This window comes from Pseudarthrobacter sp. alpha12b (assembly GCF_054130495.1).
The window spans coordinates 1,990,281-2,002,605 of sequence record NZ_CP196746.1 but is presented as its reverse complement, the minus strand read 5'-3'; the positions used below and the strand labels follow the sequence as shown (position 1 = coordinate 2,002,605).

Annotated in this window: 10 protein-coding genes; 7 read left to right on the top strand and 3 right to left on the bottom strand. The window is 64.4% G+C overall.

The window, feature by feature from the left end; translation table 11 throughout:
• The first annotated feature begins 56 nt into the window (after positions 1-56).
• From mtrB to secA, 6 genes are all read left to right on the top strand, one after another.
• Positions 57-1,829 carry an MtrAB system histidine kinase MtrB gene (gene mtrB, locus ACTAQI_RS09115; protein WP_457951026.1) on the top strand — a complete coding sequence of 591 codons (1,773 nt, stop codon included), beginning with the start codon at positions 57-59 and terminating at the stop codon, positions 1,827-1,829.
• On the top strand, positions 1,826-3,541 hold the full coding sequence (locus ACTAQI_RS09110) for an LpqB family beta-propeller domain-containing protein (protein WP_457950690.1): 1,716 nt from the start codon (positions 1,826-1,828) through the stop codon (positions 3,539-3,541). Before mtrB ends, ACTAQI_RS09110 begins: the two co-directional genes overlap by 4 nt.
• A gap of 189 nt (positions 3,542-3,730) precedes the next feature.
• Entirely contained in the window at positions 3,731-4,633 is a 903-nt protein-coding gene (locus tag ACTAQI_RS09105; RefSeq protein WP_457950689.1) for a ComF family protein, read from the top strand.
• Positions 4,634-4,777: 144 nt separating this feature from the next.
• The gene (gene hpf, locus ACTAQI_RS09100; protein ID WP_457950688.1) at positions 4,778-5,503 is read left to right on the top strand and encodes a ribosome hibernation-promoting factor, HPF/YfiA family; all 726 of its coding nucleotides are present in this window, start codon (positions 4,778-4,780) and stop codon (positions 5,501-5,503) included.
• Positions 5,504-5,535: 32 nt separating this feature from the next.
• Complete coding sequence (locus ACTAQI_RS09095; protein ID WP_457950687.1) at positions 5,536-6,747, top strand: winged helix-turn-helix domain-containing protein; 1,212 nt, start codon at positions 5,536-5,538, stop codon at positions 6,745-6,747.
• Positions 6,748-6,846: 99 nt separating this feature from the next.
• Complete coding sequence (gene secA, locus ACTAQI_RS09090) at positions 6,847-9,588, top strand: preprotein translocase subunit SecA (RefSeq protein ID WP_457950686.1); 2,742 nt, start codon at positions 6,847-6,849, stop codon at positions 9,586-9,588.
• A 150-nt stretch (positions 9,589-9,738) separates the two neighbouring features.
• Here the strand turns inward: secA and ACTAQI_RS09085 are convergent, their stop codons facing one another.
• Positions 9,739-10,245 carry an Rv3235 family protein gene (locus ACTAQI_RS09085; protein WP_457950685.1) on the bottom strand — a complete coding sequence of 169 codons (507 nt, stop codon included), beginning with the start codon at positions 10,243-10,245 and terminating at the stop codon, positions 9,739-9,741.
• Between the two features lie 185 nt (positions 10,246-10,430).
• Entirely contained in the window at positions 10,431-11,318 is an 888-nt protein-coding gene (locus tag ACTAQI_RS09080) for a LysM peptidoglycan-binding domain-containing protein (RefSeq protein ID WP_457950684.1), read from the bottom strand.
• A 138-nt stretch (positions 11,319-11,456) separates the two neighbouring features.
• Here ACTAQI_RS09080 and ACTAQI_RS09075 point away from each other — a divergent pair, with 138 nt between their 5' ends.
• On the top strand, positions 11,457-12,026 hold the full coding sequence (locus ACTAQI_RS09075; protein WP_457950683.1) for a hypothetical protein: 570 nt from the start codon (positions 11,457-11,459) through the stop codon (positions 12,024-12,026).
• 5 nt (positions 12,027-12,031) lie between these two features.
• Here the strand turns inward: ACTAQI_RS09075 and ACTAQI_RS09070 are convergent, their stop codons facing one another.
• Complete coding sequence (locus ACTAQI_RS09070) at positions 12,032-12,247, bottom strand: helix-turn-helix domain-containing protein (protein ID WP_018768505.1); 216 nt, start codon at positions 12,245-12,247, stop codon at positions 12,032-12,034.
• Positions 12,248-12,325 lie beyond the last annotated feature (78 nt).

Genomic DNA, 12,325 nt, shown 5'->3' with positions numbered 1-12,325 from the left:
CCGTGGATACAGGTTTGAGCCAGGACGGCGCTACTGGTACTCCCGGGCTCCGGCATGTGGCGTTCCGCGCACGGATCTGGCAGCGCCGCGCTCTGATCGTGGCGCTGCGCGTGGCAAGGCTGGTCGGGACCGGTGTCCGCCGGTTCCTTCCAGGGCTGAGGTACCTTGGCCGGGCGCTGCGGCAGCGCTGGCGCCGGTCCCTGCAGTTCCGTACCGTTCTCACCACCCTGATGCTTGCCGTGACGTCGTTTGCTGTCGTCGGCGCCTACCTGTCCAACCAGATCGCCAACAACCTGTTCCAGGAGCGGCTGACGCAGGCGGAGTCGGAGACCCGCTACAACGTCAAGCAGGTCCAGGAGACGTTCGACGGCGCCCAGGTCACCGACCAGTCCAGCGTGATCACCCTGGTCTACGACACCTTGAACGCGGTGGAGGGCCGGGGCTCGGTAATCCAGCGGCGCTACGTCTTCGAGGCGATGCCGGAGCAGACCAAGCCGCGAAACCGGTGGGTGGAATCGCGGGCGTCCGACCAACTGACGGTCAGCGTCATTCCCCCGGAACTGCGCAAGGCCGTCCAGCAGTCAGGGAAAGACCAGTACTGGGCGTCCACCGTCATCCCCGTGGGCACCGAGGACCGGCCCGGAATCGCAGTCGGGAACAAGGTGACCTTCAACGGCACCGTCTACGAGCTGTACCTGATCTATGACCTGAACACGGCGCAGCAGACGCTCAATGAGATCCAAAGCGTCCTCTGGGCCGGCGGTGCCGTGCTGGTCCTCATGATCGGCGCCATAGCCTGGTACGTCACCCGCAACGTGGTGAGCCCGGTGAGCCATGCCGCCATGGTGTCGGAGAAACTCGCGGCCGGGCAGCTGCAGGAACGCATGGTGGTCAGGGGCGAGGACGAGGTAGCCCGCCTTGGCGCCTCCTTCAACCACATGGCCGCCAGCCTGCAGGAGCAGATCACCCAGCTGGCAACGCTCTCGCAAATGCAGCAGCGCTTTGTCTCCGATGTCTCGCACGAACTGCGGACACCACTGACCACAGTCCGCATGGCAGCAGAGGTCCTCTACGACGCCCGCGACGACTTCGACCCCATCAACAAGCGATCCGCTGAGCTGCTCTACAACCAGGTGGAACGGTTCCAGTCCCTGCTCTCCGACCTGCTTGAAATCAGCCGGTTCGATGCCGGCGTGGCTGTCCTGGACGCTGAACCTGAGGACCTCCTCCAGGTGATCGCCCACGTCATTGAAGGTGCGGCGCCGGTCGCTGCGGAGTACGGCTCGGAAATCCTCTACGCGGCGCCGGAAGGCGCCCTGATTGTGGAGATGGATGCCCGGCGCATCGACCGGATCTTGAGGAACCTGATCCTGAATGCCGTGGAACACGGCGAGGGTAAACCGGTGACCGTCACGGTCGCGGCAAATGCGACGTCGGTGGGCGTTGCTGTCCGGGACCACGGGATCGGAATGGACCAGGCGCAGGCTGCCCGGGTCTTCGACAGGTTCTGGCGTGCCGATCCTGCCCGCGCGCGCACCACGGGCGGCAGCGGCCTGGGTCTGTCCATCGCCATGGAGGATACCAAGCTGCACCACGGCTGGCTGCAGGCATGGGGCAGGAAAGGCGGCGGGGCCAACTTCCGCCTGACCCTTCCGTTGCGCCAGGACGGCGAAATCACCGAGTCGCCGGTGCAGCTGGAACCGAAGGACGACACCATACCGGGGGCGCCAGGGAGCATTCCGGCGGAACAGGACTACAAAAACATGCTGCTGCTTCAGACCGGTGCGGCCAGGCCAGCCCCGGCGCGGGCCCCCAAGGAGACACCGTGAGGGCCACCGTGCGCCACGCCAGGTACCCAGCGGTGCTGCTCGCACTGTTGATCGTCCTCCTGTCGGGCTGCGCGCGGATCCCCACGTCCGGCCCCGTGGGGAAAAGCAGCGAAAGCAGCGCCGGCAACGTCAGCGCACCTGTCTTCCTTCCCGCAGCACCCCAGCCAGGCGCGTCACCGGAAACCATCATCGACTACTTCTACCGGGCGGGCAGCGGCTACGAGGATGACTACGCGGTAGCCCGCCAGTACCTGACGCAGGCCTCGGCCGTGTCCTGGAAACCGGACAAACGAGCGCTGGTGTACCGCGAGGCACGCGTTGTCCCTACGGGCACGGAAAACGTCTTCAACTACGAGCTGGATGTTTCCTACACCGTGGACGCTGACGGCATCGCCATCCAGTCGCCGCCGGGAACGGTGGAACGCATTCCCGTCACGGTGACCCAGGTGGACGGCGAGTGGCGGATCTCCGCGATTCCGGACGGTACCGCCATCGCGGAAGAAACGTTCAAGGTGATTTATGGCGCCTACCCCATTTACTTCTACGACCCCACCTTCACTTACGCCATCCCGGACGTCCGCTGGTTCCTCAAGAACAAAACCGTCAAAGCCATGACCAGCGCACTGCTGGCCGGGCCGGCCCCATACCTGCGCGGCGCCGTCGCCAGCGCTTTTCCCTCTGGAATCAAGCTGGCCCGCGAATCCGTCCCGGTGGTGTCCGGGGCAGCGCAGGTGGACCTGACCGCAAAGGAGTTGACGGAAACATCGGCGGAGGACCGGCTGCGAATGCAGATGCAGCTGACCCTGACGTTCCGCAGCCAGCCCGATGTGGTCAACGTTGAGCTGCGGGCCAACCAGGACCTGGTCCGGGTGGAGGACAACGGCTCCGTCCTTCCTCCGGTACTGGATAAAACCGTGCCTTCGCGCCAGATTGCCATCAGTGGCAATGAGCTGGTGCGGTACGAAAACAACCGTGTTTCACCGTTGCCCGATATGCAGCCGGTCTCGGCGCTCAACCCGCGCTACCCTGCGGAATCGCCGGTGTCGCAGGCTGCGGCCTTCCTCAACGATGGCCGCACTACTTTGTACAGCATCAGTCCGGGCCAGCCTGCCCGCGCCCTGACGACCCGGAGCACCCTCAGCCGGCCGTCCTTCAGTGTCAGCGACTGGGTGTGGACGGCCGGGCCCGGTGCCACGGGGGCCACTGAAGTCGTTGCCTTTCACCCCACCGGGGTGGCGGAAGGGGCACCCGTCCCGTCCGTGACTCTGGCGCCGTCGTGGCTTGCCGGCCGCACGGTGAAGGAATTCCGCATTTCACGCGACGGCGTGCGCGCCCTGGTCATTTCCGAACAGAACGGCAAATCCAAGGTGCAGGTGACCGGCGTGATCCGCGCCGGTGACGGCACGCCCCGCGAACTGACCGCTCCCATCACCCTGGTCAGTGCCAGCGATCCCGACCAGGGGGTGTGGGTGAACGGGACCACCGTTGCCGTCATGAAAGAGGCAGCCGGTTCCAACGTCACGCCGGAGCTGCTGTCTCTCACATCCGGGCAGCCGCAGCAACTTGCTCCATGGCCCGGCCTGGTTGCCATCAGCGCCGGAAATGGTGCCGATGACATCTACGTCCAGTCCGGGGAGGGTATCTTCCAGCGCCTCGGCAATGGTTGGTCGCCCCAAATCAAGGGTCCCATCGATCCCGCGTTTCCCGGCTGACGCCTGCCAGGCAGCCAGCCGCGTCATCTTCAGCGGCCCGGCTCATCCCATCGTCCTGATGCGACCAGCTTTATCCACATAGCTGCGTCAGGGCTCCCATCTGCCGGGCCCGTGACGCACAGTGGGACGGTGAAAGGCACATCCGGCGGAAATGGCGCAGCTGGTCCCGGGCGGCAAGGGGCCCGGGGGATGGACCCTGACCTTCAACCACCGCCGCCCAGGCCGGCACTGCACAGGGGCGAACACGCGGCCGCCTTCCTGCGCCTTGCTGACTGGCTGTCCAGCGCGGCGGCGGACCTCCTCGCCCTGGCGGTGCCGGTGGACTGCGTTTGCTGCGGGGCGGAAGACCGGACCCTGTGCGCATCCTGCAGCAACCGCATCCGCCAGCTGACCAGGCAACCCTTCCGGGCGGAAAGCGGAGCACCCGCCCTGATGAATGTCGATGGGACCCCCATGCTGCCGGTAGTGGCCGCGGGCGTTTACCGGGACGAGCTGGCACAGGGCCTGCTGTCGTTCAAACGGCACGGCCAGCACCAGCTTGGCAGAAGCCTTGGCAGGGCGCTCGCCGTGGCAGTCAGGGCAGCGGCCCGGGGCGGCAGCGGGTTCCTGCTGGTCCCTGTGCCCACCGGTACAGCAGCGTACGTCAACCGGGGTTTCAGCCCGGTCCACCTGCTCCTGAAAGAGGCGGCACGGCACGTTCCAGGCCTCGATGTGGCGGACGTCCTGGGCAAGAAGCCTGGCGCCGGCTTCCCCTGGCCCGGCGGCCCGGGTGGACACAAAGGACCGGCGGGCCAAAAGGGGTTGGGCAGGGGAGCCCGCTCGCAGCGCGTCCGGGGATCCATGCAGGTGAAATCCGGCGCCCGGACAAGGGTCTCGGGGCGCCCCTGCATCATCATCGACGACGTTCTGACAACCGGCGCCACCATGGGCGAAGCAGCCCGCGCTTTGCATCTGGCCGGCGCCAAAGTGAGGGGCGCCGTCGTCCTTGCGGCGACACGCCCGCCCGATGCCGCTGACTCCGGTGCTCCGGCCGCCATCCCGCACGGGAGACACCATGACTTAGAAAAAAATAAACCGGGAAAGGATGAATAACGGGTGGCTATGAACTAACGTCGGTGGTGGGTACCAAGAACAGAATGTACCTTTCGATGGCGGCTCGGAGAGGGGCTCGACTGTCAGGCAGCCCGGCCCAAGGAAGCGCCGCCGTCGTGTCACCGAAGTCATTTGGAGGGCACCATGGAGTTTATGATCAGCGGACGAAATCTGACGGTTTCAGACCGGTTCCGCGAATACGCCGGGGAAAAGATCGCAAAAATCGAATCGCTGGGTGACAAGGTCCAGCGGGTCGATGCGAAAGTCTCCAAGGAGACCAATGCCCGGCAAACCGGCGACCAGTTGACCGTCGAGGTGACCGTCCTGGGCCGGGGACCTGTAATCCGTGCCGAAGCGAGTGCCGCAGACAAGTTTGCCGCCTTTGACCTCGCCTACAACAAACTGCTTGAGCGGCTCCGCCGGGCAAAGGACCGCAAGAAGGTCCACCACGGCCGCCACACCCCCAAGGCTGTCCGCGAGGCAACCGCCTCCCTTGAACCAGCCAGCGCCCACGAACCGCTGTACCTTGAGGCCAACCACCGGAGCGAAACCGCACAGGCTCCGGAAGAAAAATCCCCTTACGATGTGGACAATGACATCCCGGCCGGAGACTCGCCGGTACTGATCAGGCGCAAGGTCTTTCCCGCTGCATCCCTTTCCCTCGATGATGCCGTAGACAACATGGAGCTCGTGGGCCACGACTTCTATCTCTTCGTGGACAAGGCCACCAACACGCCGTCCGTCGTCTACCGCCGCCGGGGCTGGACCTACGGTGTCATCACCCTGGACCACGAATGCGAGCCAGGAGACACCGTCGTGGAGGAAAAGGTCATCGCGTACCGCTCCGACGACGCAGCCGCCAACGTTTAGGCTGGCACCAACCACCACCAGAGAGGACTGAATTGTCAGCAACGCTGAGCCTTGAGCAGGCACGGCGGATCGCACTGGCAGCGCAGGGACTCCATAAAGGACGGCCCACCGGCCCCGTGACAGCGCGGGCGGTGGGCCGTACCTTTGCCCGTCTCCAGCTCGTCCAGATCGACTCCGTGAACGTCCTGGTCCGCAGCCACTTTCTGCCCTTCTATTCCCGCCTTGGCAACTACGACCGCGACATCCTCCAACGCATGTCCGGCAGCCACCCGCGGCGGATGCTTGAATACTGGGCTCACGAAGCGAGCTACATCCGGCCGGAGCATTACCCGGACCTGCTTCTGTGGCAAAAACGGGCCTGGGTGGGTGCCTCCCGCCTGGACCCCGTGCTCCGCAATGACGTAGCGGCCAAAATCCTGGCGGTCCTCGCCCGGTCCCGGCCCATGACGGCATCGGAACTGACGGCGCGGATTGGGCACGTCGAGGAAAAGCAGGCGGACAACTGGGGGTGGAACTGGAACGCCGTGAAACGGGTCCTTGAACACCTTTTCGAAGAAGGCCTGGTATCGGCAGCCTCCAGGACCGGGCAGTTCGAGCGCAGATACACGTTGACCTCCAAAGTCCTCCCATCCGCTGCTCCCGCGGCACGGGAAGGGGATCCAGCGGCTGCACTCCACCGCCTGACCGATGCGGCCGCCCAGGCACACGGGATCGGCAGCATCCGCTGCTTCGCCGACTACTTCCGGACTCCGGTCAAGGCTACGGCGCTTTCCGTTGAGCACCTGGTGGGGCAAGGCAGGCTGGAACCCGTCAACGTGGCGGGCTGGGGGCGGAAAGTCTTCCGGCACGTGGACTCGGTACTGCCAAGCCGGGCCACCGGCCGGGCGCTGTTGAGCCCGTTCGATTCCTTGGTCTTTGAGCGGCGGCGCCTGTCCGAACTGTTCGGCTTCCATTACCGGATCGAGATCTACACCCCGGAGCCCAAACGGCGGTTCGGCTACTACGTGCTGCCCTTCCTGCTGCGCGACAGGATGGTGGCCCGGGTGGATTTAAAAGCGGACCGGGCGGCCGGCCGGCTGCTGGTGAGATCCGCCTTCGCCGAGCCGGACGCACCGGCGGATACCGCCGTCGAACTCGCTGCGGAGCTGAAGCTCATGAGTCAATGGCTTGGCCTGCCTGATGTGAAAGTAGGGCCGGCTGGGGACCTCGCCGCCCGGCTTGGGCAGGAACTGGCACGCCAGTAAGGAGTATCCGCTCTCAGGGAAAAGGGGCACCGGCCGCGTGTCTCTCCCGTAGACTGAACACGCCAGAATTCGGCGGCATCAGACTGGGAGCATCTTCACGTGGCATCACTTATCGAAAAAATTCTCCGCACGGGTGACAAGAAAACACTCCGGCAGCTGCGGAACTATGCCGACTCCATCAACGCCCTCGAAGACTCATTCAAGACCTTTACCGACGCGGAACTGCGTGAGGAGACCGACCGCCTCCGCGAACGTCACCAAGACGGCGAGAAGCTCGATGACCTGCTTCCGGAAGCCTTCGCCGCCGTGCGTGAAGCCTCCTCCCGCACCCTGGGGATGCGCCACTTCGACGTCCAGCTGATGGGCGGCGCCGCCCTGCACATGGGCAACATCGCCGAAATGAAAACCGGTGAAGGCAAGACCCTGGTGGCGACCGCTCCCGCCTACCTGAATGCCCTTACCGGCAAGGGCGTCCACGTGGTCACGGTCAACGACTACCTCGCCGAATACCAGTCCGAGCTGATGGGACGTGTATACCGCTTCCTGGGCCTGACCAGCGGCGTCATCCTGGCCAACCAGGACCCGGCCGTTCGCCGTCAGCAGTATGCCGCCGACATCACCTACGGGACCAACAACGAGTTCGGTTTCGACTACCTGCGCGACAACATGGCGTGGGACCGGACAGAGCTGGTCCAGCGCGGCCACAACTTCGCCATCGTCGATGAAGTTGACTCCATCCTCATCGACGAGGCGCGCACGCCGTTGATCATCTCCGGCCCGGCGCAGGGCGACACCAACCGCTGGTACAGCGAATTCGCCAAAGTGGTGCTCCGGCTGCAGCCCGAAAAGGACTACGAAGTCGACGAAAAGAAGCGCACGGTGGGCGTCCTGGAGAGCGGCATCGAAAAGGTCGAGGACTACCTCGGCATCTCCAACCTGTACGAATCCGCCAACACCCCGCTGATCGGGTTCTTGAACAACGCCATCAAGGCCAAGGAACTGTTCAAACGGGACAAGGACTACGTCATCCTGGACGGTGAAGTGTTGATCGTTGATGAGCACACCGGCCGCATCCTGGCAGGCCGGCGCTACAACGAGGGCATGCACCAGGCGATCGAGGCCAAAGAAGGCGTCGAGATCAAAGCGGAAAACCAGACCCTGGCCACTGTGACGCTGCAGAACTACTTCCGCATGTACGGCAAGCTTTCCGGAATGACCGGTACCGCCGAAACAGAGGCGGCCGAGTTCATGAGCACCTACAAGCTGGGCGTCGTGGCCATCCCCACCAACAGGGACATGCAGCGGATCGACCAGGCGGACCTCGTGTTCAAGAACGAGGTTGTAAAGTTCGACGCCGTGGTGCGGGATATCGCAGAACGGCACGAAAAAGGCCAGCCCGTCCTCGTGGGCACCACCAGCGTGGAAAAGAGCGAGTACCTGTCCAAGCTGCTCGCCAAGGAAGGCATCCGCCACGAGGTCCTGAATGCCAAGAACCATGCCCGGGAAGCTGCCATCATCGCCCAGGCGGGCCGGAAAGGCGCTGTCACCGTGGCCACCAACATGGCCGGCCGCGGCACTGACATCATGCTGGGCGGCAATGCCGAATTCACAGCGGTCGCCGAGCTCGCCAAGCGCGGGCTGGATCCGGAGGAGAACTCCGAACAGTACGAGGCCGCGTGGCCCGCTGCGCTCGAAGCAGCCAAGCAGTCAGTGAAGGATGAACACGAGGAAGTCCTGGACCTCGGCGGCCTCTACGTCCTGGGCACCGAACGCCACGAATCACGCCGTATCGACAACCAGCTCCGTGGCCGCTCCGGCCGCCAGGGCGACCCCGGCGAATCCAGGTTCTACCTGTCGCTGACTGATGACCTTATGCGGCTCTTCAACTCCGGGGCGGCGGAACGGCTGATGAACAGTTCCGTGCCGGACGACGTTGCGCTGGAATCCAAGCTGGTGTCGCGGGCCATCGCCTCTGCCCAGGGACAGGTGGAAGGCCGCAACGCCGAGCAGCGCAAAAACGTGCTGAAATACGACGACGTCCTCAACCGGCAGCGCGAAGCCATCTACAGCGACCGCCGGCGCATCCTGGAGGGCGACGACCTGCACGAGAAGGTGCAGTACTTTGTCGAAGACACCATCACGGCCCTGATTGACGCCGCAACCGCAGAAGGAAACGGCGACGACTGGGACTTCCACCAGCTGTGGACGAACCTCAAGACGCTCTATCCTGTCAGCGTTACCGCTGAAGACATCATCGAAGAGGCTGGCGGCAAGTCCAGGGTTACCGTGGAGCTGCTGAAGGAGGAGATCCTTTCCGACGCACGTTTGGTGTACCAGGCGCGTGAGGAGGTCATTGGATCCGAAAGCATGCGGGAGCTTGAACGCCGCGTGGTTCTTTCCGTGATTGGCCGCAAGTGGCAGGAGCACCTCTACGAGATGGACTACCTCAAGGAGGGGATTGGCCTGCGCGCCATGGCGCAGCGTGATCCCCTGGTTGAGTACCAGCGCGAAGGTTTCGCCATGTTCCAGAGCATGATGGAAGCCATCCGGGAGGAAAGCGTCGGATTCCTCTACAACCTTGAGGTGGAAGTAACCCCGGCCCAGGATGTAGTGGTTCCGGATGCTGCCGGCGGACACACCGAGCACGTGGACCCGCAGGTGCATGCCGCTGGGCTTGAGGCCCCCGAGAAGCCCGCGCAACTGCAGTACACAGCTCCCGACGAGGGCGGCGGAACCCAGACCCGGGTGGAAACCCGGTCAGGGGGCGGACGCTCCGGCAATCCAGCCAAGGCGGCTGTCCAGGATGCTGCCAAGCGCCCCGCGAAGAAGAAGAAGCGCTAGCAGGACAACCGCAGACGCCCAACGGGGCGATGAACAACAGGGCAGGGGCCAACGCGTCCCTGCCCTGTTTGCATCTCACTTCGTGTGCTCGCCGTTTTATGTGCTTGCCGCCCGGTCTGCATTTCCGCACGCTCCGGCGTTCCCAAAGGGTCAGCCGATGACGAGTTCAACTATCCGCCAGACCTGCTTGCTGCGCTCCAGCCGGACAGCAACGGCACGGGCCCGGACGTCATCCACCACCACGGCACTTGCCTCGTAGATTCCATCGGCCACCTCGCACACCCGGACGGAGCGGACCGTGGAATTCCGGTGGAGCCGGGCCAGCGCGGGATTGCCCGTCCTGGTAAGTTCGCGCCTGATCAGGGCTGCCCGATGCTGCAGCGATGCCAGGCATCGCGGATCCAGGCGCCGCGCCAACTGGTGGATGGGACGGATTCCGGCGAGGACCTCCATGGACGCCTGTACCGTCCCCCTGGTAAGGGCCTTTATTTCGGCTGCCTCACTTACCGGCCGCAGGGACGGTGGCTTGGCACCGGGGGATTGCCGTGGGGCTGACGCCGTCCTTGATGCAGACGCGGATTCCCCGAGGGCCCTCCCGCCATTTACGGTGTTGGAGGCCAGCCCCCGGATGGCCCTGGGAGGTGTCACTGCGGTCATTGTGTTCCCCTTGTGGTTCGATGGCTCATGGTCTTGTGGGCTGCCTGGCACGTTGGACAACGCCGCTGGGCAGGCCGGACCCGTTTGATGGCACGGTGGCTTGATGGGACTTGGCTCGAGCCACGTTGTGTGGATCTTTGGCAGTCTCCGACTGCGGTTCCGGGACAGTGAGGAATCGTCACCGGCTAGGGAGCTGCCGGTGCCTGGAGGATTTGGCCGGGAAGCAGGACATCGGGGTTTCCACCGATCAGCCCGCGGTTCGCTGCATACCACCGCGGCCATTCAAGGGCTATGTCCACATCTGATGCTTCCGGCCCCAGGTAGGCCGCCACGATGTCCCACAGTGTGTCGCCGGCGAGCACGGTCACCACATCAGCCTCGCCGCCCGTGGTGGGCGCGCCCGGCTCCGGACCGGCAGTGCTCCTCATTGCCGGTGCGGCGAGCATGCCAGGCTCCACCACGGGGGAGGCAGGCTGCCAGCCCGGGTTGAGCGCAGTGGCGGTGGGCGTGGCGGCGGAGGGCTCCCAGGCGGGCGACTCGCCTTCCTGAACGGCTGGTGGTACCTCCGCCGTTACCCGCTGAACCGGGGTATGCACACCCGGGCTGTCGGTGTGGCCGGGCGTTGGAGTGTCTTCGGCAGTTGCAGGACTGGAGGAAGCCGCTGAGGAATGTGCCTGCGTTGGTGTCCACTCCGGCCCCGGCGTGGTGGTGGCCGCATTTGCCGCGGCCCCGGCCAACAGCTGTATCGAAAGGGCGGCAACAACTGTCCTCTGCATGAATGCGGGCGAGAGCCTGCGAGCGGCCGCTGCGGCCTGGTGTCGTCCCAAACGCTCCAGCAGTACAGAGGCTCCTGCACACAAGATCGAAAATGCCCACCACAGCAGAAGGCCGATGCCGGCAGCTGTTGCGGCAAATGCCAGGAGTATCTCAACGGATGAGTCCTGGTGACGGTCAGCAGAGACCTGCCACTGCTCAAGCAGGCCCGCTCCGAGGATGCAGAGGAAACTGCCAAGCACCAGCAATGCCAATGCCATGGCGGCATCCGACCATTCCCTCTTTCCGGAGTACCTCATTATTCCACCTTTGATGTCATTTGATGCTGTTTGCTATCACGTGACCCAGTGTGAACCGCCTTCAGAGTGTTTGTCCAGACGTTGGAGTGAAAAAAGGTGTGCGTTGACGGGCAGGGCAGGGCCCCCTACGCTGACGGAATGCGCTGGGATGCACTCTTCAATGACATGGAAAGCCAGCTCGCGGAGGCCGACCGGCTGGCGCTCGACAGCGAGATCAGTGAGCGCACACGGGCCGAAATGGTTGGCCTGCGGCTGGAACACAGGTTACGGGCGGCGGTCGGTTACAGGATTGGCGTCCATCTCCTGTGCGGCGAGTCGGCACAAGGTCAGTTGACGCATGCTGGAGCCGACGCTCTGGTCCTGGATGAAGACCGGCACCAGGTGCTCATTCCCTATGCGGCCGCAGCCCGCTATGTCGGCCTGGGAAGATATGTTCGGGCTGAGACCTCAGTAGTCCGCGGATCGATCGGGCTGGCCCATTCCCTGCGTGCCCTTGCCCGCGACCGGGCAGAGCTGTCGGTGACGGTCGGCGGCGGAGCCGGACACGTACGGCTGGCCGGGGTCATCGACCGGGTTGGCAAAGATTACATTGACCTGGCCACGGTTGCTCCGGGCGAGGCGCGGAGAACGCAAAGCGTTGGGCAGGTTTCAGCGATACCCTTTACTGCGCTGGCGATGATCAGGTCTCCTAAAGCCGGCGGAGCCTAGCGGCGTCACACGGACTTGGAGCGTGACTCCTGGATCATGCGGCTGGCCTCGGCATAGCGTTCCTCGATGTACTGCTCCAGCATCTTCTCTTCAACGCGCCACTGCCCGCGCCCGCCCACCTGGATGGCCTTCAGTTCACCGCTGCGGACCAAGGCGTACGCGGCAGGGGAGTTGATCTGGAGCTGCTCCGCGACGTCCGCGAGCGTGAGGAACCTTGGCATGAACCCATTTTGCCATCACATGGCGTAGTTTGTGCCCGTTTTCCACAGATAGCCGACATTTAAGTAAATGACTTTTGT